At 71.1% G+C, this 21,839-nt stretch carries 22 protein-coding genes; 9 read left to right on the top strand and 13 right to left on the bottom strand.

Annotated elements, in window-relative coordinates; translation table 11 throughout:
- Entirely contained in the window at window positions 1-939 is a 939-nt protein-coding gene (locus KXC43_RS13485; RefSeq protein WP_255644045.1) for an alpha/beta fold hydrolase, read from the bottom strand.
- 183 nt (window positions 940-1,122) lie between these two features.
- Here KXC43_RS13485 and KXC43_RS13480 point away from each other — a divergent pair, with 183 nt between their 5' ends.
- Window positions 1,123-1,743, top strand: coding sequence for a carbonic anhydrase (locus KXC43_RS13480; protein ID WP_221376375.1), 621 nt, complete (start codon window positions 1,123-1,125; stop codon window positions 1,741-1,743).
- A gap of 107 nt (window positions 1,744-1,850) precedes the next feature.
- On the opposite strand, the gene KXC43_RS13475 is transcribed toward KXC43_RS13480, so the two are convergent.
- The gene (locus tag KXC43_RS13475) at window positions 1,851-2,177 is read right to left on the bottom strand and encodes a hypothetical protein (RefSeq protein ID WP_221376374.1); all 327 of its coding nucleotides are present in this window, start codon (window positions 2,175-2,177) and stop codon (window positions 1,851-1,853) included.
- A gap of 234 nt (window positions 2,178-2,411) precedes the next feature.
- On the opposite strand from KXC43_RS13475, the gene KXC43_RS13470 reads away from it, so the two are divergent.
- Both KXC43_RS13470 and KXC43_RS13465 read left to right on the top strand, forming a co-directional pair.
- Window positions 2,412-2,903, top strand: coding sequence for a DUF3145 domain-containing protein (locus tag KXC43_RS13470; protein WP_221376373.1), 492 nt, complete (start codon window positions 2,412-2,414; stop codon window positions 2,901-2,903).
- A 228-nt stretch (window positions 2,904-3,131) separates the two neighbouring features.
- A complete protein-coding gene (locus KXC43_RS13465; protein ID WP_221376423.1) occupies window positions 3,132-4,853 on the top strand; it encodes a glycoside hydrolase family 3 protein in 1,722 nt (573 codons plus the stop codon).
- Between the two features lie 59 nt (window positions 4,854-4,912).
- Here KXC43_RS13465 and fabF read toward each other — a convergent pair whose 3' ends face one another.
- The 5 genes from fabF to KXC43_RS13440 all read right to left on the bottom strand — a co-directional run bounded on the left by fabF (window position 4,913) and on the right by KXC43_RS13440 (window position 9,676).
- A complete protein-coding gene (fabF, locus tag KXC43_RS13460) occupies window positions 4,913-6,139 on the bottom strand; it encodes a beta-ketoacyl-ACP synthase II (protein WP_221376372.1) in 1,227 nt (408 codons plus the stop codon).
- Between the two features lies 1 nt (window position 6,140).
- Entirely contained in the window at window positions 6,141-6,383 is a 243-nt protein-coding gene (locus KXC43_RS13455; protein ID WP_184953034.1) for an acyl carrier protein, read from the bottom strand.
- A gap of 49 nt (window positions 6,384-6,432) precedes the next feature.
- Window positions 6,433-7,383 (bottom strand): beta-ketoacyl-ACP synthase III, encoded by a 951-nt coding sequence (locus tag KXC43_RS13450; protein WP_221376371.1) that lies wholly within the window; start codon window positions 7,381-7,383, stop codon window positions 6,433-6,435.
- The gene (locus KXC43_RS13445) at window positions 7,380-8,324 is read right to left on the bottom strand and encodes an ACP S-malonyltransferase (protein ID WP_221376370.1); all 945 of its coding nucleotides are present in this window, start codon (window positions 8,322-8,324) and stop codon (window positions 7,380-7,382) included. Before KXC43_RS13445 ends, KXC43_RS13450 begins: the two co-directional genes overlap by 4 nt.
- A 155-nt stretch (window positions 8,325-8,479) precedes the next feature.
- On the bottom strand, window positions 8,480-9,676 hold the full coding sequence (locus tag KXC43_RS13440; RefSeq protein ID WP_251800169.1) for a PucR family transcriptional regulator: 1,197 nt from the start codon (window positions 9,674-9,676) through the stop codon (window positions 8,480-8,482).
- 205 nt (window positions 9,677-9,881) lie between these two features.
- On the opposite strand from KXC43_RS13440, the gene KXC43_RS13435 reads away from it, so the two are divergent.
- The 4 genes from KXC43_RS13435 to KXC43_RS13420 all read left to right on the top strand — a co-directional run bounded on the left by KXC43_RS13435 (window position 9,882) and on the right by KXC43_RS13420 (window position 12,030).
- Window positions 9,882-10,106 (top strand): hypothetical protein, encoded by a 225-nt coding sequence (locus KXC43_RS13435; RefSeq protein ID WP_221376369.1) that lies wholly within the window; start codon window positions 9,882-9,884, stop codon window positions 10,104-10,106.
- 88 nt (window positions 10,107-10,194) lie between these two features.
- Window positions 10,195-10,734 carry a TetR/AcrR family transcriptional regulator gene (locus KXC43_RS13430; RefSeq protein ID WP_221376368.1) on the top strand — a complete coding sequence of 180 codons (540 nt, stop codon included), beginning with the start codon at window positions 10,195-10,197 and terminating at the stop codon, window positions 10,732-10,734.
- A 46-nt stretch (window positions 10,735-10,780) separates the two neighbouring features.
- Entirely contained in the window at window positions 10,781-11,260 is a 480-nt protein-coding gene (locus KXC43_RS13425; RefSeq protein ID WP_221376367.1) for a SigE family RNA polymerase sigma factor, read from the top strand.
- On the top strand, window positions 11,257-12,030 hold the full coding sequence (locus tag KXC43_RS13420; RefSeq protein ID WP_221376366.1) for a hypothetical protein: 774 nt from the start codon (window positions 11,257-11,259) through the stop codon (window positions 12,028-12,030). Before KXC43_RS13425 ends, KXC43_RS13420 begins: the two co-directional genes overlap by 4 nt.
- Here KXC43_RS13420 and KXC43_RS13415 read toward each other — a convergent pair.
- The 3 genes from KXC43_RS13415 to KXC43_RS13405 form a co-directional block, all read right to left on the bottom strand.
- Window positions 12,027-12,680, bottom strand: coding sequence for a hypothetical protein (locus tag KXC43_RS13415; protein ID WP_255644023.1), 654 nt, complete (start codon window positions 12,678-12,680; stop codon window positions 12,027-12,029). The two genes, KXC43_RS13420 and KXC43_RS13415, sit on opposite strands and share 4 nt — an antisense overlap.
- A gap of 322 nt (window positions 12,681-13,002) precedes the next feature.
- Window positions 13,003-14,415, bottom strand: coding sequence for a glutamate--tRNA ligase (gene gltX / locus KXC43_RS13410; RefSeq protein ID WP_221376365.1), 1,413 nt, complete (start codon window positions 14,413-14,415; stop codon window positions 13,003-13,005).
- A gap of 13 nt (window positions 14,416-14,428) precedes the next feature.
- The gene (locus tag KXC43_RS13405) at window positions 14,429-15,670 is read right to left on the bottom strand and encodes an MFS transporter (protein ID WP_221376364.1); all 1,242 of its coding nucleotides are present in this window, start codon (window positions 15,668-15,670) and stop codon (window positions 14,429-14,431) included.
- Between the two features lie 199 nt (window positions 15,671-15,869).
- Here KXC43_RS13405 and KXC43_RS13400 point away from each other — a divergent pair, with 199 nt between their 5' ends.
- Entirely contained in the window at window positions 15,870-16,403 is a 534-nt protein-coding gene (locus KXC43_RS13400; protein ID WP_221376363.1) for a dihydrofolate reductase family protein, read from the top strand.
- A gap of 52 nt (window positions 16,404-16,455) precedes the next feature.
- A complete protein-coding gene (locus KXC43_RS13395) occupies window positions 16,456-16,758 on the top strand; it encodes an ArsR/SmtB family transcription factor (protein ID WP_438870884.1) in 303 nt (100 codons plus the stop codon).
- Here KXC43_RS13395 and KXC43_RS50765 read toward each other — a convergent pair.
- The 3 genes from KXC43_RS50765 to aceE form a co-directional block, all read right to left on the bottom strand.
- The gene (locus tag KXC43_RS50765) at window positions 16,748-17,770 is read right to left on the bottom strand and encodes a methyl-accepting chemotaxis protein (RefSeq protein ID WP_255644022.1); all 1,023 of its coding nucleotides are present in this window, start codon (window positions 17,768-17,770) and stop codon (window positions 16,748-16,750) included. The genes KXC43_RS13395 and KXC43_RS50765 overlap by 11 nt on opposite strands.
- Before the next feature lie 210 nt (window positions 17,771-17,980).
- Window positions 17,981-18,883, bottom strand: a complete 903-nt coding sequence (locus KXC43_RS50760) for a Cache 3/Cache 2 fusion domain-containing protein (protein WP_308129069.1) — start codon at window positions 18,881-18,883, stop codon at window positions 17,981-17,983.
- Between the two features lie 92 nt (window positions 18,884-18,975).
- Entirely contained in the window at window positions 18,976-21,714 is a 2,739-nt protein-coding gene (gene aceE / locus KXC43_RS13385) for a pyruvate dehydrogenase (acetyl-transferring), homodimeric type (RefSeq protein ID WP_221376362.1), read from the bottom strand.
- Between the last annotated feature and the right edge of the window lie 125 nt (window positions 21,715-21,839).

Below are 21,839 nucleotides of genomic sequence, written 5' to 3'. Positions count from 1 at the left end.
CTACGCGGCCTTCTTGAGCTGCGTGGCGGCACGCCGCTTGACCCGGCGGCGGGCCGGCGTCACGCGTTCCACGATTCCGGTCAGGGCGGCCGAGACCTCCTGCGGCCGCTCCAGCGGCAGCATGTGACCGGCCCCGGGCAGGACGCTCAGGTCGGCGAAGGGCAGGGCTCCGGCGATCGAGCGGGCGCAGGCCGGCGGGGTGAGGCGGTCGCGCGAGCCGACCAGCACCGCGGCCGGCACATCGGCCAGGGCAGCCAGGGTCTCCAGGCGCTGCTGGGTGCCGATCGAGGCGCGGAAGCCGCCGACCGATCGCAACGGCGCCCGGCCGAAGGCGCGCATGGCCAGTTCGAGTGCCTCGTTGTCGCATTCGTCGCCGAAGAGGAGCCAGCGGACCGCCGGGCGCAGCGCGGGCAGCAGCGCGCGGTGCGGGCACCACGGGCCGGAGCGGGCCAGCAGGCCGGCCCCGACAGTCTCGCCGGCGCGCATCAGGGCGGCCAGCCGGGACGGCAGGCCGTACTGGGTGTGGGTGTGGCCCTCGGCGGTGGTCGAGACGAACAGCAGGCCGGCCACCCGGTCGGCGAAGGTGGTGGGATGGGCGGCGGCGTACTCCATGATCGTCATGCCGCCCAGGGAGTGGCCGCCGAGGACGATCGGGCCGGTGGGTGCGTAGCGGCGGAGCACCTCGGCGAGATCGTCACCCAGCTGGGCCAGGGTGGCGCCGGCCAGGCGGGTGGCGCCGGACCGGCCGTGGCCGCGGGTGTCGTAGGTGATCACGCGGGGGCGGCGGACGCCGAGCACCCGCATCGCGGCGACCTGGTGCTGCCACGTGCGCCTGTCCTGGCACCATCCGTGCAGCAGAACGACGGTGACCGGGGCGTCGGCCGGGCCGTGGGCCTCGACATGCAGGCGTACGCCATCGGGAAGGGTCAGCTCCGCCATGGGCACCTCCGAGATTCGCACGACCCCCTCCGTACCCACGGGTAATAATCATCACTCGCGATCTCCGGAAAAGCCACCGGCAGATTCGGGGCACGGGGACCGGTAGGGCCGAAAGTCCCGTGCGGAACGTGAGTTGCCTCGCACTCGCTGTTCATGCGGCAGATCTGAGTGAGAATCACACGTATGACCACCGACCCGTCGGCAGGGCCCTCAGTTCCGATCACGAACGCCGAGGATGCCCTGGCAGAACTGCTAGCGGGCAACAAGCGATTCGTGAGTGGCCGCCCCGAGCACGGGCATCAGGTGTCGGCCGCGGCCGCCGCCTCGGGCCGCCAGCAGCCGCACGCGGTCGTTCTCGGCTGTATCGACTCTCGGGTGCCGCTCGAGGCGATCTTCGACCAGACCTTCGGGTCGATCTGCGTGGTGCGCTCGGGGGCACACGTGCTCGACCGGGCCGTGCTGGGGTCGGTCGGCTTCGCGGTCGCCGAACTGGGCGTTCCGCTGATCATGGTGCTGGGCCACAAGCGCTGCGGCGCTGTGAGCTCGACCGTCGCCGCGCTGCGGGCGGGCGAGATCCCGGCCGGCGAGATCGGCTATCTGGTCGACGAGATCACCCCGGCCGTGCGCGGGGTGGGTGTCGACGACCCTGACGCGCCCGAAAAGGCGATGCGGGCCCACGTGGGCCGCACGGTGCGCCGGCTGAACGCGGTCGACGTGGTGGCCGACGCGGTGACGTCGGGCCGGGTCGCCATGGTGGGCGCCGTCTACGACCTCGACACGGGCCTGGTCGAACTGCTGCCCTGATCGTCCGTTAAGTCGTGATCCGGCCCGGATGATCTCCGTGCGCTGATCTTCACCATGCGAAAAGGCGCCCACGGCCATCGGCCGGGGCGCCTTTCAGCGATCGGTGCTCAGCCCTCGAAGACGCCGGCGTCGGCGAGGCGCTTCTCGGTGGCGCCCCAGCCGTCGGCCGGGTGAGCCTCGTCGAGCGCGGTCAGCTCGGCGCGGATCTTGGCGCCGTGGCCGGCTGCGGCCAGGATGCGGACCTCCTCGACGAAGGCGTCGGAGTCGGTCTTGAGGTGCGCGGTCTTGCCGTTGGTCAGGTTACGCACATACGCGAAACGGCCGTTGGCGAGCGGGATGAGGTATTTGTACTCACCAAGAACGCTCAGAGCGCCGCCAGATCCCTGGCCGGCGCGGACTGATGCGCGGGCGGTCTTTGAGGTGTTGCTCGCCACGGCGGGACTCCTTGAGGAACGCAGAAAAAAGGCCTTGGTAACTCTACACGATGTCCGCGGGACCGTGCCGTCCGAGCAGGTTGGAGCGTTGTTCAGGGTGTGCCACTACGGCCGATCCGATGTCGATGTTGCCGATTCTCTGGCGCACCATCCGTACCAACCGGCATCATGGGACACGATCAACCGCGGTCGAGGTCGTAGGGGAAGACGCACCTCGGTCTCCGGGAGGTCACCGTGCCAACGTGTGGCGTCGTATACGTCCACTCGACTCCACTCGCCGTGTGCCAGCACGTCGAGTGGGCGATCGCGCGCGTACTGACCGCGCCGGTCACCCTGCACTGGACGCCGCAGCCGGTCGATCCCGGCATGCGGCGCGCCGAGTGCAGCTGGACCGGGCGCGCCGGTACTGGCGCCGAGCTGGCTGCTGCCCTCCGGCAGTGGCCCATGATCCGTTTCGAGGTGACCGAGGAACCGAGTCCGGGCGTTGACGGCGAGCGTTTCATGCACGTCCCCGGTCGCGGCCTCTTTCACGGGATCATGGGCGCGTCGGGGGACATCCAGATCGGCGAGGACAGGCTGCGCGCGATCATGGCCTCCGCGCGAGCGCCGGAGGCCCTTTCGCATGCCCTCGACAAGGCTCTGGGCACCGCCTGGGACTCCGAGCTCGAGCCCTACCGGTACGCCGGTGACGGCGCGCCGGTGACGTTGCTGACCCGGGTGGGCTGACCCCGCCACCCATGATCCACTTCCCGGCCCGTGCTGCGCGTCCGCCACGCCGCAGCCCGTGAACGCGATCAGGGCCGAGCCGCGGATCGCATCCACGGGCCGTGTCGCGCGGCCGCACTCCGCAGCCCGTGAAAGCGATCGCGGGTGGGCCGGGCCGCCGCCGAAGGGTGGGCAATTCGGGCCCCCGAGATGCCGGGGCAACCCGGTGCTGATTCGATGACGGGCGTGATGAAACGGGCGGGTGTGAGGAATCCGGCGGCTCTGGTCGTACCGCTACTGCTGGCAGTGGCAGTGGCAGCGTGCGGCTCGGACGAGGAGCCGGAACCCGCCACGAGCACGTCCACCGCGCCTCCGCCGTCAGTGGCGCCCTCCTCGGCTGCTCCGACCGGCGACCCGGCAACCCGGGCGGCGGCCGCCGTGGCCGCGATGAGCGACTCCGACCTGGCCGGTCAGGTTCTCATGCCGTATGCCTACGGCAGCTCCGCCACGGCCGTGGACAAGGGCTCGGCCGCCGGCAACCAGGGCCTGGCCGGTGTGGACACGCCGGCCGAGATGATCGCCAAGTACCACCTGGGCGGCCTGATCCTGGTCGCCTTCACGGCCAAGGACCCGACCGGCGCCACCAACCCCACCACCAACGTCGAGAACCCGAAGCAGGTGCGTGAGCTGACCGACGGGTTGCAGGCGGCCGCGGCGAAGCTGCCCGGTGGCGCCCCGCTGATGATCGGCACCGACCAGGAGTACGGAGTGGTCACCCGCATCACCGAGGGTGTGACCATGCTGCCCTCGGCGATGGGAGCCGGCGCCGCGGGCCGGCCCGAGCTGACCGAGGCGGCGTGGAAGGCAGCCGGCGCCGAACTGGCCGCCATGGGCATCACCGTCGACTTCGCCCCGGTCGCCGACACGCTGGGGCCGCCGGCCAACACGGTGATCGGCTCACGGGCGTTCGGCTCCGACCCCGAGGCCAACGCCCAGCAGGTCGCGGCGGCCGTTCGGGGTCTCGAGAGCTCCGGGGTGGCGGCAGGCCTCAAGCATTTCCCGGGCCACGGGCACACGAGCGGCGACAGCCACGAGGGGCTGCCGGTGGTGTCGCAGAGCAAGGCGGCCTGGACAGCCCAGGACCTGCCCCCCTTCCAGTCCGGCGTCGGTGCGGGCGCGGGCGTCGTGATGTCCGGCCACCTCGACGTGCAGGCGCTCGACAAGGGCGTGCCGGCCACCTTCTCCAAAAAGATCATGACTGACGTGCTCCGCGGTCAGCTCAAGTTCACCGGCGTCGCGATGACCGACGCCATGAACATGCCGCCCGCGATGAAGTGGACACCCGGCGAGGCAGCGGTACGAGCCCTCAACGCCGGCAACGACATGCTGCTCATGCCGCCGAACATCGGCGCCGCCCGCGACGGCATCCTGGCCGGGCTGAAGAACGGCTCGCTGAAGAAGGACCGCCTGGTCGAGGCCGTCACCCGCATCCTCACGCTGAAGTTTCGCGGCACCACCCGTCCGCCGCTGGCCGCCTCGGCGACCGCGGAGCACGAGAAGGCGGTGGCGGCTCTCGACGCCGCCTCGATCACCGTGCTGAAGGGGCCGTGCTCCGGGGCGCTGCTGACCGGCCCGGTCACGGTCACCGCCTCCGGCGGGCGCGAGGTGGCGCGAGTCAACCTGGTCCGGGCGCTGCAGGCTCAGGGCTTCCAGGTGCAGGCGGCGGGCGGCACGGTGGTGCATCTTGTCGGGTACGGCGACAAGAGCGTCGACCTCGACCCGGCGGCCCGGGTGACGGTCATGATGGACACCCCGTACCTGCTGGCTTCGGCCAAGTCGCCGGTGCTGGTGGCCACGTACTCGTCGAGCAAGCTCTCGCTGACCGCCCTGGCCGCCGTGCTGGCCGGCAAGGCGAAGGCCCCCGGCAAGTCACCCGTAGCCGTGCCCGGCCTGCCCCGAACCGCCTGCTGAACGAGCTGCGCAGACGGAAAAGAGGCCCGGCCGGACGGCCGGGCCTCCTCCTGGAACGATCAGGCGCGGGTGAAGACCAGCGCCACGTTGTGACCGCCGAAGCCGAACGAGTTGTTCATCGCGGCGGGGATGTCGAGCTGGCGGGCCTTGTGCGCGGCCACGTCGAGGTCGAGCTTGTCGTCCGGGTCGTCCAGGTTGATCGTGGGGGGAACCACGCTGTCGCGGATGGCCAGGATCGTGGCGATCGACTCGAGCGCCCCGGCCGCGCCCAGCAGGTGGCCGGACATCGACTTGGTCGAGGTGATCACCGGGTGGGTGCCGATCGCGGCCTTGATGCCGATGATCTCGCCCATGTCGCCGGCCGGCGTCGAGGTGGCGTGCGCGTTGACGTGGGCGATGTCGGCGCCGGTCAGACCGGCGTCGCGGATCGCCTTGGTCATCGCGCGGATCCCGCCCTTGCACTCCGGGTCGGGCTGCACGATGTCGAAGCCGTCCGACGTGATGCCGGCGCCGGCCAGCCGCGCGTAGATCCGCGCGCCGCGGGCCTTCGCGTGGTCGGCCCGTTCGAGCACGATCGCGCCCGCGCCCTCGCCGAAGACGAAGCCGTCACGACCCTTGTCCCACGGGCGGGAGGCCTTCTCGGGCTCGTCGTTGCGCGTCGACATGGCGCGCATGTTGGCGAACCCCGCGTACGGCAGCGGGTGGATCACTGCCTCGGTGCCGCCGGCCACGACGACATCGGCCCGGCCCGAGCGGATGATGTCGAGACCCAGCGACATGGCCTCGGCGCCGGTTGCACAGGCGCTGGCCATGGCGTGCACGCCGGCCCGAGCCTGCAACTCGATGCCGACCCAGGCGGCGGGGCCGTTGGGCATGAGCATCGGCACCGTGTGCGGGCTGACCTTGCGCTGGCCCGATTCCTCGAGGATGTCGTCCTGGTTGAGCAGGGTGAGCGCACCCCCTATGCCGCTGCCGAAGCTGACGGCCAGGCGCTCCTTGTCGAGCCCGGCCTCCTCGAGCCCGGCGTCGGCCCAGGCCTGCTTCGCGGCGATCAGGGCGATCGCCTCGGAGCGGTCGAGCCGGCGCATGCGCACCCGCTCGATGACCTCGGACGGGTCGACCTTGAGCTGTGCACCGATCTTGACGGTGAGCTGCTCGGCCCACTCCAGGGTGAGGCGACTCACCCCGGAGCGGCCGGCAAGCATGGCGTCCCAGGTGGACGCGACGTCCCCGCCCAACGGGGTGGTCGCGCCGAGCCCGGTGACGACGACGTCGACGTTGCTCATGTCAGTGGTTCGCCTCGATGTAGGAGACGGCGTCACCGACGGTCTTCAGGTTCTGGACCTCGTTGTCGGGGATCTTGACGCCGAACTTCTCCTCCGCGGCCACCACGACCTCGACCATGGACAGCGAGTCGACGTCCAGGTCGTCGGTGAAGGACTTGCCCTCGGCGACGTCGTCCGGGTTCACGCCGGCGACCTCCTCCAGGATCTCGGCGAGGCCCGAGGTGATCTCTTCGCGAGTAGCCATTACTGGTAGTTCCTCTCAATGGTGGGGACTGCTCCGGCCGGTCGGACGCTTACGGACAGCGGACGACCTGACCGGCGTAGGTGAGGCCGCCGCCGAAGCCGAAGAGCAGGACCGGCGCGCCCGAGGGCACCCCGCCGCTCTCGATCAGCTTCGACAGGGCCAGCGGCACACTGGCCGCGGAGGTGTTGCCCGAGTGCACGATGTCCTTGGCCACGACGACGTCAGGGCCCAGGCCCAGCCGCTTGACGATGCCGTCGATGATGCGGGTGTTGGCCTGGTGCGGCACGAAGGCGGCGAGCTCGGACGGCTTGATGCCCGCCTTCTCGCAGGTCTCGAGCGCGAACGGGGCGAGCGCGGTGGTCGCCCAGCGGAAGACCGTCTGGCCGTCCTGCTCGATGTAGGGCTGCCAGCCCTCGATGCGCAGCGCGTCGCCCTTCTCGGGCGCCGAGCCCCACAGCACCGGGCCGATGCCGGGCTGCTCGCCGTCGGCCACCCCGGTGACGATCGCGGCGCCGGCGCCGTCGCCGAACAGGACGGCGGTCGTGCGGTTGGTCCAGTCGGTGACGTCCGACAGCTTCTCGGCCCCGATGACCAGGGCGTTGCGTGAGGCGCCGGCCCGGATGGCGTGGTCGGCGGTGCCCAGGGCGTACGAGAAGCCGGAGCAGGCGGTGTTCAGGTCGTAGGCGGCCGGGGCGTTGATGCCGAGGCGGGCTGCGACCCGGGTGGCGACGTTGGGACAGCGGTCGACCGCGGAGCAGGTGGCGACCGTGACGAGGTCGATGTCGGCCGCGGTGAGGCCGGAGGCGGCCAGCGCCTTCTCGGCGGCGAAGGTGGCCATGTCGGCGACCGACTCGCCGTCGGCGATGCGCCGCTCGGCGATGCCGACCCGGCTCTTGATCCACTCGTCGTTGGTGTCGATCGTCGCCGCGAGGTCGTCGTTGGTGACGACGCGCGAGGGCTGGTAATGCCCCATCGCGAGAATGCGGGTGCCCGCGGTCATCGTGTTGCTCCTTCGATCGGGTGTCCACCGTGCCGGGCGATCAGATCCTGGGCGGCGGGCAGGTCGTCCGGCGTGTTGAGGGTGACGATCTCGGGGGCCCCATCGCCCTTGAGCTCGCGCTTGACGAGACCGGCCAGGGTGCCGGCGGGCGGCAGTTCGAGCACGCCGGTGACGCCCAGGCCGGCCAGCGTGCGCATCACCTGGTCCCAGCGGACGGGCGCGGTGACCTGACGAACCAGGCGCTCGACCATCTCGCGGCCACTGGTGACGGCGGCGCCGTCGAGGTCGGACAGCAGGGTGCGGACCGGGTCGGCGACGGAGACGCCACCGGCGATCAGAGCCAGGGCGGCCTCGGCGGGCGCCATGTAGGGCGTGTGGAACGCGCCGGCCACCTCGAGGGCCCGGACGCGGGCCTTGGCCGGGGGCTCCTCGCCCAGCGCGGCCAGCCCGTCGAGCGAGCCGGCGGCGACGACCTGGCCGGTGGCATTCAGGTTGGCCGGGTGCAGGCTGTGCTTCTCGATCGCGGCCAGCACCTCGTCGGGGTCGCCGCCGAGCACAGCGCTCATGCCGGTGGGCTCGAGGGCGCAGGCGGCGGCCATCTCGCGGCCCCGCAGGCCGGCCAGGGCGACCGCGGCCTCGGCGGGCAGCACGCCGGCGAGGGTGGTGGCGCCGAGTTCGCCGACGCTGTGCCCGGCGACCACGTCCACGCGATCGAGCGGCAGCTCGCCCGCGGCCAGCAGTGACGCCGCGACCAGCAGGGGCTGGGTGCGGGCGGTGTCCTTGATCTCGTCGGCGCCGGCCTCGGTGCCGAGGTGGATCAGGTCGACCCCGGCGAGGGCCGACCACCAGCGCAGCTTGGTCTCGGCGCCGGGCAGGGCGAGCCAGGGGGACAGGAAGCCGGGCTTCTGGGAACCCTGGCCGGGGGAGAGTACGGCGAGCACGTAGTCGACTCTTCCGGATCGGTCGCGGTTGCGGGGTTGACGGCGGCCACCAAACCCTACGACAACGGTTGTGGAAACCCTACAAACGCGCCCGTGAATCGCCCCATATGGCCCGTTCTCCGGGGGCTCCTTCGGGATGAACGACGATTAGTGAATTAGGTCGCAGGGTCGAGGCGGCCCACGGTCAGGGCTACTCGCAGGGCGAAGGCGCCGCGGCCGTCGAGCGGCGACAGGCCGGTCACCTCGGTCACCCGCTTGAGCCGGTAGCGGATCGTGTTGGGGTGCACGTAGAGCTCGCGGGCCGCGCTCTCCAGCACGCCGCCGGAAGCGAAGAAGGCGTCCAGGGTCTCCAGCAGGCCGCTGCCGGCGCGGGCCAGGGCCCCGTAGGCGTCGTGGCGCAGGGTCCGCCGCGCCTCCATGTCGCCCGCCAGGACCCGCTCGGGCAGCAGGTCGTCGGCGGCCACCGGGTTCGGCGCGCCGGGCCAGGCGGGCGCCGCCCGGAAGCCGGCCAGGGCCGCGCGGGCCGACACGGTGGCGTGGTCGAGCGACGGCACGGCCGGGCCGACCACGATCGGGCCCTCGCCGAAACTGTCGGCCAGCGCCTCGGCCGTGGCCACCGGGTCGGACGCGCCGCCCATGACCACGACGAGCCGGTCGCCGTGCACGCCGCCGATCACCTCGATGCGGGCGCGACGGGCGGCCCGGTAGACGGCGTGCAGCACGGCGGTGATGTCGCCGCCCGGCGAGCGGCCGACCACCACGGCCACCGGGGGCGCGTCGGCCCAGCCCAGCGCCGCGGCCCGGCTGGCCAGCACGTCGGACGAGTCGCCGCGCAGCAGCGCGTCGACCAGCAGGGCCTGGAGGCGGGCGTCCCAGGCGCCGCGGGACTCGGCGGCGCGCGCGTAGACCCGGGCCGCCGAGAACGCGATCTCGCGGGAGAACTTCAGGATGGCCTGGAGCAGCGGCTCCTCCTCGCCCGGGGCGGCGAGGGCGGCCACCTCGGTCTCGGCGACGTCGATGGTCACCTTGATGAGCTGCACGGTCTGGGTCAGCGTGAGCGAGCGGGCCAGGGCGCGCGGGGCGGCGGCGAAGACCTCGTCGGAGATCTCCTGCGTGGTGGCGGCGACCACTCCGCCCGAACGCAGCCACTCGACCAGCGACCGGACGCCGGCCTGGGCCACGAGCATGACCCACGAGCGCTGGTCGGCCGGCAGGGCGCGGAACCACGGCAGCGTCTCGTCCATGCGGGCGACCGACGAGGTGGCCAGCGCGCCGGCATGCCGCTCGATCCGGCGCAGGGTGGCGGCCGGGGGCGGCTTCGCGGCACCTTTGGCCGGCACGGTCTCGGACACGCCCCTTAGCCTGCCACGAGCGCGGGAGGGGTGAGTTTCGTACCGATTCGCCGTTTTAGTCCGGAGTAGCGGTGCGCCCCTGCCGCGATTCCGGTCGGTGACCTGGCAGGGTGTCGTCCTAGCGTCGGCAGACCGGCGCCCGTCCGGGGTAAGGGCGGGCCGTGGACTGCCGATGAAAGACCGCGACAGTGTGAGGGGAGGCGAGATGACGGAGCGGGAGATGGATCCCGAGCGGGCAGCCGAGACGGTGCCGGTTCCGGCGATCGCCGTGCCGGCAGCAGAAGAACCGGTGGTCCAGGACGACCCGGGACCGAGCCGGGTCGGCTGCCGCACCGAACTGCACGGCTGGGCCGGTGGCCACCTGCACGGCGCTGTCCGCCCGCGCCGCCGCGCCGCCGGGCGCGGAAGGCCGCCGGGGCGCTGGTGCTGAGCAACCCCGGTACCCCGGTCGGGTGAGCCGTCCGCCCGCTCCCGGGCGCGTCCCGGCGCCCGGGCCGCGAAGCCGGAACGGTGAACCGGTGGACGACAAGAGACGGCTGATCCTCGACCAGGCGCTGGCGCTCGTCGACGAGCGGGGGCTGGCCGCCATGTCGATGCGGGCGGTGGCCGAGCGGGTCGGGCTCACCTCGATGGCGCTCTACCCGTACGTCGGCGGCAAGGACGCCCTCCTCGACGGCCTGGTCGACCTGCTCAACCTCGAACTCGGCGACGAGGTCGGCGACAACGGCGAACCGGACTGGCGGCATCGCCTGCGGGCGCTGGGGCGGGCCGTGCGTGCCCTCGCCGGCCGTCACCCGGGTGCTTTCCCGCTGTTGCTGAACCGCCCGGCCGGCGCCTCGGCCTCGTGGCTCAGCGCCGCGCTGCGCGGGGTCCTGCACGACGCCGGCGTCCCCGGCGGGCACGTGCCGCGCCTGGCCCGCATGATTCTGGCGTTCCTGCTGGGGTACGCGACCGGCGAGGTCACCGGCGGTCTGCCGCCCGCGGCGGGCCCCGGCGATTTCGAGGCCGACCTCGAAGATCTCGTGCGCCTGGTCGAGGCCGCCGTCCGGGTGGCGTAATCCGGTTCGGCACCGAAGCGGCCCGTCCGGCACCTATAAAGGGCCTATGTCCGGCGACAACGACACGTCCCTGCGCGAGTTCGTGACCAGCCGCCTGCCCCAGCTGCGCCGCTCGGCCTTTCTCATGTGCGGCGACTGGCGGATGGCCACCGAGCTGACCCGCGCGACCCTGGCCCGCCTGGTGGCGGACAGCCGGCGGGGCGTGGTCGCCGATCCGGACATCTACGCGTACGCCGACCTGATGGAGGCCTGCCGCCGCCGCAACCGCCGCCGCGAGCACGTCTTCGTCGCGTCGCCCGGCGCGGCCGGGATCGAGGCCGAGTCGATCCTGCTGCTGGACGCCCTGCACAAGCTCACCCCGCGCTGCCGGGCCGTGCTGGTTCTGCGCCACTGGGACGGCTTCGACGCCGACGCCACCGGAGCCATGCTCGACCTCGACGAGGACCAGGTGGTCGCCTACGAGCGGGCCGGGCTGGCCGCCCTGGAGAAGCTGCTCGGCGAGTCCGAGGCAGCGATGGCCGGATGAGCGGGCCGCTGAACCAGCTGCTCGAGCACGTGCTCGAGGGGGAGCCGGAGGTCGGCGACGAGGTCGACGCAGTCTTCCGCCGGGCCGCTCGGCTGCGCCGGCGCCGCACTCAGGCCGTGCTGCTGGCCGGAGCCGGGACGGCGGGGCTGATCGTCGCGCTCGGTTATCTGCTGACCGCCACCCTGCTCGAGTCGCCGCCGGCCACCGTCTCGACCGGCCCCACGAGCGTCGTGGCGGTCACGCCGGTGGCGCCCAGCGGGGCGCCGGCACCCACGCCGCCGACCGCCGACGGGGTGCTCGAGGTGGTGGAGCCTCTGGTCATGGGCCGCGGGCTGGAGGTCGTGCCGGCGTCACAGCGGCGGGGCGACGGCTGGCGCGCGTACGGCATCGCCGACGAGCAGGGGCGGGGGCGCGGCACGGTTCAGGTCGCGGTTTTCGACGTACGCCGGAAATGGTGTTTTCCGGTGGCGGCCGAGCCGGACGCCTGTGCCCGCCCGGACCACGCGGGCGGCCTGGAGTTCGTCCGCTACGACGACGTGAGCGACGCCGACCGTCAGGTGCGGCAGACCGTCGCCCGGCGGATCGGCGGCAACCGCGCGCTGGCCGTGATGGCGGTGGGGGAGCGGGACGCCGGCGCGCAGCGCGGGAAGCCGGCGCTGACCGGTGCCCAGGTGGAACAGGTGGCCACCGACGAGCGGGTGCTCGACGCCTTCGAGGCCGACGAGAACTGCGACGACGGCTGCCCGGCGTTCGCGACGTCGGTGCGCTAGACCCGGCGGCGGATCAGGAACGCGATGCCGGCCAGGCCGACCAGAATGATCATCAGGACCCCGCCGTTGAGCAGGTAGAGCCGGCGCATCTCGCCGAGCACCTGCGCGGCGTCGGCCGATTCCTGAGCGGCCGCGTCGAGGTCCTCACCGACGCCGCCGCCGATGCCGCCGACCACGTCGGGCTTGGCCTTGAGCGGCACGCCGCTGACCCGCAGCGTCTCGGACATCGTCAGCCGGCCGTAGAACCAGCCGTCGGTGACCTTCTTGTTGCCGGGCTGACTCGCCGGGCGGTGGGCCCGTGGGCCGCCCGCGGCCATCGGGAACAGTTCGTACTTCTGCAGGGCGGTCTTGTTGGCCAGCACCGTGACGGTGTATTTGGGCCCGAGCTTGTCGGCCTTGAGCGGGGTCGTCTGCGGCCGGGCCGAGGCCATCCAGTTGACCTCGCTCAGCAGGCTGCCGAAGAGCCGCTTGCTCGAGAGCACCGTGATGACGATCGTCTCATCGATGTCCTTGCCGGCGATCTGGATGTTGGTGGGCTTGGCCGCGGGCTTCGGTGCGGCCTCGGCGGCGAGGGCGGCGCCGGGCGCCAGCCCGATCGCGAGCGCCGCGGTCATCGCGACGACTCCGGCCGCGGACACGAACCGTTTCATAGCCCCTCGAACCATCGTCCGGCCTCCCCGCCCCGTGGTGGACATGGCTTCGCGCACCGTTCATCGCTGCCACGGCGGATGCCGTGGAACGACCGAGGCCTTCAGCCTTCCCGAGCGGAAGCCCGGGCGCATCTCGGGCCGGACGAATTGGTGCCATCTGGGGGATGACGTTCGACACGATGACGGCCGTTGATCAGCGGGCAGAATAGTACCCACCCCGCGCAACGCGTCGGGGGGCCGGTCACCCGCTCAGCGGATTTCACCACCGTTACGGCGGCGGGCGAATGGCCGACCGGGCCCCCTATGCGATAAAGGGCGCTTTTCAGGCGGTAAGACGCGCCCGCGCCGCCCGGAGGCGGGCGAGCGTGCGCTCCCGGCCGAGCACCTCGATCGACTCGAACAGCGGCAGCCCGACCGAGCGGCCGGTGACCGCGACGCGTACGGGCGCCTGGGTCTTGCCGAGCTTGAGCTCACGGGCCAGGCCGACCGCCTCGAGCGCGCCCTTGAGCGGCTCGGCCGCCCACTCCTCGAGGGCCTCGTAGGCGGTCAACGTGGCGTCCAGGATCTCGCCGGCGCCCTCTTTCATGGCCTTGGCCCAGGACGCCTCGTCGTACGTGAGGTCGTCGAGGAAGAGGAAGTCGACGTACTCCACGATCTCGGACAGGACGGCGATGCGGGTCTGCGCCAGCGGCGCCACCGCGGTGAACACGTCGGCGTCGAAGTCCGACGGCTGCCACGGCGGGGCCGCGATGGTGTCGGTGCCGCTCAGCCACGGCGTGCAGAGCTGGATGAACTCTTCGACCGAGAGCGCGCGGATGTAGTCGCCGTTGAACGCGCGCAGCTTCTTGATGTCGAAGAACGCCGACGCGTGGTTGACCTCCTCGAGGCGGAACTCGTCCTCGATGACCTCCCACGGCACGATCTCGCGGTCGCCGCTGGGGGCCCAGCCGAGCAGCATCAGGTAGTTCTTCATGGCGGCGGCCAGGTAGCCCTCGTCGCGGTAGCTCTCCAGAGCCACCTTGTCGCGGCGCTTGGACAGCTTCTGCCGCTTCTCGTTGACGATGACCGGCACGTGGGCCCAGGTCGGCGGGGTGTGACCCAGCGCCTCCCACAGCAGCTGCTGCTTGGGGGTGTTGGGCAGGTGTTCCTCGGCCCGCAGGACCAGGGTGATGCCCATGGTCATGTCGTCGACGACGTTGGCCAGCAGGAACAGCGGGGAGCCGTCGCTGCGGGCGATGACGAAGTCCTCGATCAGCTTGTTCTCGAACGTCGGCTTGCCGCGCACGAGGTCCTCCACCACCGTCTCGCCCTCGTCGGGCGTGCGGAAGCGCAGCGCGCGACCCTCGCCCGGCCCGAGGGCCCGGTCGCGGCAGAAGCCGTCGTAGCCGGTGTGCTGGTTGCCGGTGCGGGCGATGACGTCCTCGCGCTTGCAGTCGCAGTAGTACGCCTTGCCCTCACCGTAGAGGCGGGTGACGGCGGCGAGGTGGTCCTGCGCGTAGGAGGACTGGTAGTACGGGCCCTCGTACGTCCCTCGTTCGATACCGATCCAGTCGAGCGCCGAGATGATGCCCTCGGTCCACTCGGGACGGTTGCGGGCGGCGTCGGTGTCCTCGATGCGCAGGACGAAGACGCCGTCGTGCTGCTTGGCGTAGATCCAGTTCTGCAGCGCCGTGCGGGCGCCACCGACGTGGAACATGCCAGTCGGGGAAGGGGCGAAGCGTACTCGAACAGTCACCCGCTAAGGGTACCTAGGCCACTGAGCGGATTTTCATCACCGCCAGGGCTCCGGCCAGCGTGACGATGCCGGTGAGCCCGAACAGCGCCGGGTAGCCGCCCAGGTGGGTCACGATCGGGGCGGCCAGCAGCGGGCCCAGCGCCTGCGGGGCGGCGCTGGCGATGTTGACCACGCCGAGGTCACGGGCACGGTCGCCCTCGGACGGCAGCACCTGGGTGATCAGCGCGGTGTCGACGGCCAGATAGACCCCGTAGCCGGCGCCGAACAGCAGCGCCGCCACCAGCGAGATGGTCCAGGTCGGCCAGATCGCCAGCAGGGTGGCCGCGATGGTGATCAGCACGCCCGACCAGACCACGAAGATCTTGCGGCGGCCCAGGCGGTCGGAGAGCCAGCCGCCGAGCATGGCCGTGCCGATCATGCCGACCGTGTAGAGCAGGATCATGTAGAGCAGGCCGGTGTCCGGGTCTTCCAGCTTGACCGCGTCGGTGAGGAAATAGAGCAGGTAGAGCGTGCCGAGCGCGTTGCCCAGCTGCACCAGGAACCGGGTGCCCCAGGCCCACAGGTAGTCGGGCTTGCCGCGCAGGTCGATCTTCCACCGGAGCTTGACCGGGTGCCCGGGCGGCAGCGGATCGTCCTGGGTGAGCAGCGCGAACGGCGTGGTCAGGACGACCAGGCCCAGGCCGAGCGCGATGTAGCCGGTGCCGATGTCGGTGAACACGGCCGTGACCAGGATGGCCCCGATCACCAGGCCGAGCGCCTGGGGCATGCCGATCCAGCCCGAGACCAGGCCGCGCTGCACCACGGGAACCCGGTCGGGCACGGCCGCGGTCAGCGAGGCGAGCATCGTGTTGATCCCGACGGTGACGAAGCACCAGGCCAGCGTCACGACCAGCAGGTTGGGCGCCTCGGCCAGCACGGCGATCGAGAGCACCGAGAGGGTGCAGCCGGCGAGCGTCCAGATGTGACGGCGGCCGTAGGGGCGGCCGAACAGCTTGAGCCGGGTCCGGTCGGACAGCATGCCGGCCAGCGGGTTGATGACGATGGCGACGACGGCGCCGATGCCGGTCACGATGCCGAGCCAGAGCTCTTTGTGCTGCGGGGTGATCTCGGCGACCTGGAGCGGCAACAGGATCTGGATGGGCGTGAAGTACGCCATCCAGAGCCCGAGATTGGCCGCGAAGAGCAGTCCTATCCACGACCGCCGAACGGGTTCGACCGGGGTGGCGAGGACCGGAACTCCATGAGCGACGGCCATCCGGCCTCCTCGAAAGGCGAAATTTCCTCGGAGATTAGAGGATCACTGACCTCTCGGGAAGGTCTGTCACCGGGAGCTTACGAAAACCTGAGAGTGCCGGTCCAGACCCTCCGTGGCTTGACAGGTGCGCGCGGTGACCGTAATTTACCGGTCAGTTAATTAACCATTCGGTAAAACAACGAGCTGGGAGCGGATTTTCATGGGAAAGATCGTTGCGGTTGAATATGTCACCCTCGACGGCGTCTTCGAGGAGCCGGGCTGGAGCGGGCCCTACTTCAACGACGAGCTCGGCGGCTGGCAGGACGCGAATCTCCGCGAGGCCGACGCGCTGCTGCTGGGACGCAAGACCTACGAGGGCTTCAAGGCGGCCTGGCCGCAGATGGAGGCCGCTACCGGCGACTTCGGCGTCAGGATGAACTCGATGCCCAAGCATGTGGCCACCACGACGCTCACCGAGCCGGAGTGGAACGCGACCTTCCTGCGGGGCGAGGTGGCCGACGCGGTGCGCGAGCTCAAGGCCGGTCCGGCCGCGTTGCTGATCAACGGCAGCGCCGACCTGGTCAACTACCTGACCCGGCACAACCTGATCGACGAGTACCGGATCATGGTCTTCCCGGTCGTGCTGGGCGAGGGCCGCAAGCTCTGGGCCGAGGGCACGAAGATCGCCCTGTCGCTCACCGGAACCTGGCAGACCAAGACCGGCGTCGACGTGGTCACCTACGTCCCCGCATGACAGCCTTCAGTCCGTTTCATGGCCGGCGGTGGGGCGGTTGGACGGGATCACGGTGACGGCCACGGACCAGCTGAGCGTCGTCTTCGCGGCGCTGGCCGATCCGACCCGGCGGGCCATCCTGGACCGGCTGGCCGAGGGCCCGGCCACGGTCAGCGAGATCGCCGAGCCGTTCGCCATGACCCTGCCGGCCGTCTCCAAGCACCTCAAGGTGCTCGAGCGGGCCGGCCTGATCTCGCGCGGCCGGCAGGCTCAGTGGCGGCCGTGCCGGCTCGAGGCCGAGCCGCTGCGCCCCGCCGCCGGCTGGATGAGCCACTACCAGGTGTTCTGGGGGCAGCGGAGAAAGCTCACACCGTGAACCGGTCGACCAGCCCGGTCAGCCTGCGGGCGGTGGTGCTCAGCTCGTCCGCCGCCTGGTGCGAGACAGACACCGAGCGGCGGGTGCCTTCGACCGCCCCGCTGACCGCGCCGATGCCGGTGGCGATGTCCTGGCTGCCCGAGGCGACCTCGCTGATGTTGCGGGCCATCTCGGCGGTCGTCGCGGCCTGCTCCTCGACCGCCGCCGCGATCGCCGTCTGGTAGTCGTTGACCTGCGCGATCCGGGCCGTGATGGCCTCGATCGCGGTGACCGCCCGGCTGGTGTCGCCTTCGATCGCGGCCACCCGTTCGGTGACGTCCTCGGTGGCCCGCGCCGTCTCCTGAGCCAGCTCCTTGACCTCGGTGGCCACCACGGCGAAGCCCTTGCCGGTCTCGCCGGCCCGGGCCGCCTCGATCGTCGCGTTCAGGGCCAGCAGGTTGGTCTGCTCGGCGATGCCGGCGATCAGCCGCACCACGTCGGCGATCTTGGTGGTCGAGATCCGCAGCTCGCCGATCACCTCGGCGGCCGCCGCGGCCAGCCCCACGCCGTCCCGGCCGGCCCGGGCCGCGTCCTGCGCGTTGCTCGAGATCTCGGAGATGGAGGCGCCCATCTCCTCGGCGCCCGCCGCCACCGTCTGCACCACCTGCGAGACGCCCTCGGCAGCGATGTTGACCGTCCCGGCCTGCGACGCGGCGGTCTCGGCCGATCCGGCCAGCTCGCCGCCGGTCGAGGCGACCCGTTGGGCGGTGCCGGCCACGTCGTGCGAGGCAGCGGTGACGTCGGCCATCACGGCGCGCAACTCGGCCACCGCGGAGTTCAGCTCGGCGCCGGCCACCGCGATCTCGTCGGAGCCGCTGACCGGTACGGCCACGGTGAGGTCGCGCTTGGCGAGCCGCGACAGGCCACCGGTCAGCCCGGCCAGGCGACGCGAGATCCGCCGGGCGAGTACGACGGCGATCGTGCCGCCGATCAGGGCCAGCAGCAGCCCGACCACGACGAACGTGACCAGCATCTCGCGCCGGCCGTCGCGAACCGTTTCGATCGCGCCCGCTGTGTCCGCGTCGTAGCCGCCGACTGCTACAGCCCACGAGTACGGAGGGTAGAAGGCGACCGTCGTGCTGGTCGGCCCGGCCGGCGCGCCCGCCGACCCGGGCAGCTGGTAGGTCTTCGACCACGTGCCGCCGTCGGACAGCGTCCGCGCCTGTGTGACGATCTCCTCGACCTACCTGGTGCCGTCGGCGTCGGTCGACGAGATGTCCAACCGGCCGGCCGCGTCGTCGATGCTGGACGCGATGACCCGGCCTGCGTCCGCCGTGGCCGTGCTGAAGAGTGTGATCCAGCCGTTCGCCCCGACTTCGCCCGCGCTGACGGCGGCGGTCAGGTTCTCCAGCGCCTGGGACTGCGGCACGCCGGCGTAGAGCGCGCCGATCACCTCGCCGGCCGCGTTCTTGATGGGGTCGTACACCGAGATGAACCAGGTGTCGACCACCAGCGCTACACCGCGGTAGGGCTTCCCCGACCTGATCGCGGCGGCGACCGCGTTCGGCTTGCCGTCCGCCCCGGTCGCCGGGATGTAGGTGCCGACCGCCCGCGCGCCGGTGGCGCTCTTCACGGTCGTGCCGACCCGCAACAGGTCCCCGGCCTCGTTCATCCGCTGGAACACGGTGATCGTCGAGCTGGACAGCGACGCCGCGTCGTCGACGAAGGGTGTGGTCACGCCGAGATCGGTGTTACGGCCGAGCCAGGTGCCGCCGACCGCCATCCGGGGCAGGGTCACCGACTTCTTGGCCTTGGTCGTCTGGTTGGTGGCGGTCCACGTGGTGGTGCGGTCGAGGAAGCTCACCCCGCCGCGCTGGGCCAGCAGATCGGAGGCGGCGTGCATGCTCACATCGACGCTGTGCTGCACCTCGTTGCCGACCGACTCCACCAGTGTCGTCACGTCGGTCGTCCGGCGGTTCAGGTGGGCGGCGTTCTGCCCGACCACCTCGCGCTCGGTGCCGGCGGCGAAGTCACCGCTCACCACCGCGCCCACGGCCACCAGGACGGCGGCCGTGGCGATTACTCCGCCGAGCCCCAGAGCGACAAGTTTGTGGCTGATCTTGGCGCCGCGACGGCTCTGTCTCACTCAGGTCTTATCGACGCGTTCCGACGACGGCTGAGACGCGGGACGCCGGATCCGACCCTTCGGTCGAACCCGGCGTCCTGGGCGCTTCTGCGTCAGCTGTCCCCGCCGGTCTCGCCGACCGGCGCGGCGTTGACGTCGTCGATCGCGTACTTCTTGGCCGCCTCGGCCGGCACGTGCGAGGGCACCTTGCCGCGCAGCGCCAGCTGGCGCAGCGTGGCCACGACCACCGACTCGGCGTCGACGTTGAAGTGCCGCCGCAGCGCGTGCCGGGTGTCGCTCATGCCGAAGCCGTCGGTGCCCAGCGAGGTGTAGTCGTTCGGCACCCAGCGCGAGATCAGGTCGGGCACCGCGCGCATGAAGTCGCTGACCGCGATGACCGGGCCCTCGGTGCCCTCGAGCTTCTGCTGGATGTACGGCTTGCGGGGATCGTCGCCCACGTGCAGCAGGTTGTGCTCCTCGGCCTCGACCGCGTCGCGGCGCAGCTCGGTCCACGAGGTGACCGACCAGACGTCGGCGCCGACGCCCCAGTCCTGGGCGAGCAGGGTCTGGGCCTTGAGCGCCCACGCCATGCCGGTGCCGGAGGCCAGCAGCTGCGCCTTCGGGCCGTTCGCCTCGGGCGCCGGGGAGTACCGGTAGATGCCCTTGAGCAGGCCCTCGACGTCGACCCCGGCCGGCTCGGCGGGCTGCACGGCAGGCTCGTTGTAGACGGTGAGGTAGTAGAAGATGTTCTCCTGCTTCTCGCCGTACATGCGGTGCAGGCCGTCCTCGACGATGTGCGCGATCTCGAACGCGAACGCCGGGTCGTAGGCCACCACGGCCGGGTTCGTCGCCGCGATCAGCAGCGAGTGGCCGTCCTCGTGCTGCAGGCCCTCACCGTTGAGCGTGGTGCGCCCGGCGGTGGCTCCGAGCAGGAAGCCGCGGGTCATCTGGTCGGCCGCCGCCCACAGCTCGTCGGCCGTGCGCTGGAACCCGAACATCGAATAGAAGATGTAGAGCGGGATCATCGGCTCGTCGTGCGTGGCGTACGACGTGCCGGCGGCGATGAAGCTCGCGGTCGACCCGGCCTCGTTGATCCCCTCGTGCAGGATCTGGCCGTTGGTCGCCTCCTTGTACGACAGGAAGAGCTCGCGGTCGACCGACGTGTAGGTCTGGCCGTGCGGCGAGTAGATCTTCTTGGTCGGGAAGAGCGAGTCCATGCCGAACGTACGCGCCTCGTCCGGGATGATCGGCACCCACCGGGCGCCGAAGTCCTTGTCCTTCATGAGGTCTTTCAGCAGGCGCACGAACGCCATGGTGGTGGCGATCTTCTGCTTGCCGCTGCCCCGCTTGACGTCCCCGAACGCCTTCGAGTCGGGGATCTGCAGCACCTTGCCCTTGGTGCGCCGCGACGGGATCGAGCCGCCCAGCTCGCGCCGGCGCTCGAGCATGTACTGCATCTCGTCGGACTTCTCGCCCGGGTGGAAGTACGGCGGGAGGTACGGGTTGTCCTCGAGCTGCTTGTCGCTGATGTCGAGGTAGAGGCGGTCGCGGAAGCCCTTGAGGTCGTCGAGCGTCAGCTTCTTCATCTGGTGCGTCGCGTTGCGCGCCTCGAAGTGCGAGCCCAGCGTCCAGCCCTTGATCGTCTTGGCCAGGATCACCGTGGGCTGGCCGGTGTGCTCGGTCGCCGACTTGTAGGCCGCGTACAGCTTCTTGTAGTCGTGACCGCCGCGCTTGAGGTTCCAGACCTCGTCGTCGGTCATGCCCTCGACCAGCTTGCGGGTGCGCGGGTCGCGGCCGAAGAAGTTCTCGCGTACGTACGCCCCGGACTCGCCCTTGTAGGTCTGGTAGTCGCCGTCGGGCGTGACGTTCATGAGGTTGACCAGCGCGCCGTCGGTGTCCGCGGCGAGCAGCGGGTCCCACTCGCGGCCCCAGACGACCTTGATGACGTTCCAGCCGGCGCCGCGGAAGAACGACTCGAGCTCCTGGATGACCTTGCCGTTGCCGCGTACCGGGCCGTCGAGCCGCTGCAGGTTGCAGTTGATCACGAAGGTGAGGTTGTCGAGCTCCTCACGGGCGGCCAGGCCGATCGCGCCGAGCGACTCGACCTCGTCCATCTCGCCGTCGCCCAGGAAGGCCCAGACGTGCTGCTGGCTGGTGTCCTTGATGCCGCGGTTCTGCAGGTAGCGGTTGTAGCGCGCCTGGTAGATCGCGTTCAGCGGGCCGAGGCCCATGCTGACCGTCGGGAACTCCCAGAAGTTGGGCATCAGCCGCGGGTGCGGATACGACGGCAGGCCGCCGCCGGGGTGCGACAGCTCCTGCCGGAAGCCGTCGAGCTGGTCGGTGCTGAGCCGGCCCTCGAGGTACGCCCGGGCGTACATGCCGGGGGAAGCGTGACCCTGGTAGAAGATGTGATCGCCGCCGCCGGGGTGGTCCTTGCCGCGAAAGAAGTGGTTCATGCCGACCTCGTAGAGGCTGGCACTCGACGCGTACGTCGAGATGTGACCACCCACGCCGATCTCGGGGCGCTGGGCGCGGTGCACCAGCATCGCGGCGTTCCAGCGGATGTAGGCCCGGATCCGGCGCTCCACGAACTCGTCGCCGGGGAACCAGGGTTCCTGCTCGGGCGGGATCGTGTTGATGTAGTCCGTGGAGGTCAGGGGCGGGACGCCGACCTGTCGCTCCCGGGCCCGCTCGAGCAGGCGCAACATAACGTAACGGGCTCTCTTGGCGCCGCGTTCGTCGATGACTCCGTCGAGCGACTCGACCCACTCATTGGTTTCTTCGGGGTCGATGTCCGGAAGCTGGCTCGGCAGGCCGTCGCTGATCACCGGGCGCTTGCGCTCCGTGGCCACAGGCATTCCTCTTGGTCGGGTGTCGGACCGGGCGTCCCATTGTGTGAGTCGCGCGGGTGTAACTCCATCCTGCCCCTTCGCCGTGCGCATCGTCACGCCTACCGTCCGGGTACGCGATTCGCAAC

The sequence above is a fragment of the Paractinoplanes polyasparticus genome (genome assembly GCF_019710575.1).
GTDB lineage: Bacteria > Actinomycetota > Actinomycetes > Mycobacteriales > Micromonosporaceae > Actinoplanes > Actinoplanes polyasparticus.
This window is presented reverse-complemented; position numbering and strand designations above follow the sequence as displayed.

Bases quoted from the DNA above. Each gene is read 5' to 3' on its own strand.
- KXC43_RS13450 (WP_221376371.1), bottom strand. From the start codon at position 7,383: ATGACCGCGGGCACCCGCATTCTCGCGATGGGGCATTACCAGCCCTCG.
- KXC43_RS13425 (WP_221376367.1), top strand. From the start codon at position 10,781: ATGTCCGGCGACAACGACACGTCCCTGCGCGAGTTCGTGACCAGCCGC.
- KXC43_RS13400 (WP_221376363.1), top strand. From the start codon at position 15,870: ATGGGAAAGATCGTTGCGGTTGAATATGTCACCCTCGACGGCGTCTTC.
- KXC43_RS13420 (WP_221376366.1), top strand. From the start codon at position 11,257: ATGAGCGGGCCGCTGAACCAGCTGCTCGAGCACGTGCTCGAGGGGGAG.
- KXC43_RS13415 (WP_255644023.1), bottom strand. From the start codon at position 12,680: ATGAAACGGTTCGTGTCCGCGGCCGGAGTCGTCGCGATGACCGCGGCG.
- KXC43_RS13465 (WP_221376423.1), top strand. From the start codon at position 3,132: ATGAAACGGGCGGGTGTGAGGAATCCGGCGGCTCTGGTCGTACCGCTA.
- KXC43_RS13435 (WP_221376369.1), top strand. From the start codon at position 9,882: ATGACGGAGCGGGAGATGGATCCCGAGCGGGCAGCCGAGACGGTGCCG.
- fabF (WP_221376372.1), bottom strand. From the start codon at position 6,139: ATGAGCAACGTCGACGTCGTCGTCACCGGGCTCGGCGCGACCACCCCG.
- KXC43_RS13485 (WP_255644045.1), bottom strand. From the start codon at position 939: ATGGCGGAGCTGACCCTTCCCGATGGCGTACGCCTGCATGTCGAGGCC.
- KXC43_RS50765 (WP_255644022.1), bottom strand. From the start codon at position 17,770: ATGCTGGTCACGTTCGTCGTGGTCGGGCTGCTGCTGGCCCTGATCGGC.
- KXC43_RS13455 (WP_184953034.1), bottom strand. From the start codon at position 6,383: ATGGCTACTCGCGAAGAGATCACCTCGGGCCTCGCCGAGATCCTGGAG.
- KXC43_RS13480 (WP_221376375.1), top strand. From the start codon at position 1,123: ATGACCACCGACCCGTCGGCAGGGCCCTCAGTTCCGATCACGAACGCC.
- KXC43_RS13405 (WP_221376364.1), bottom strand. From the start codon at position 15,670: ATGGCCGTCGCTCATGGAGTTCCGGTCCTCGCCACCCCGGTCGAACCC.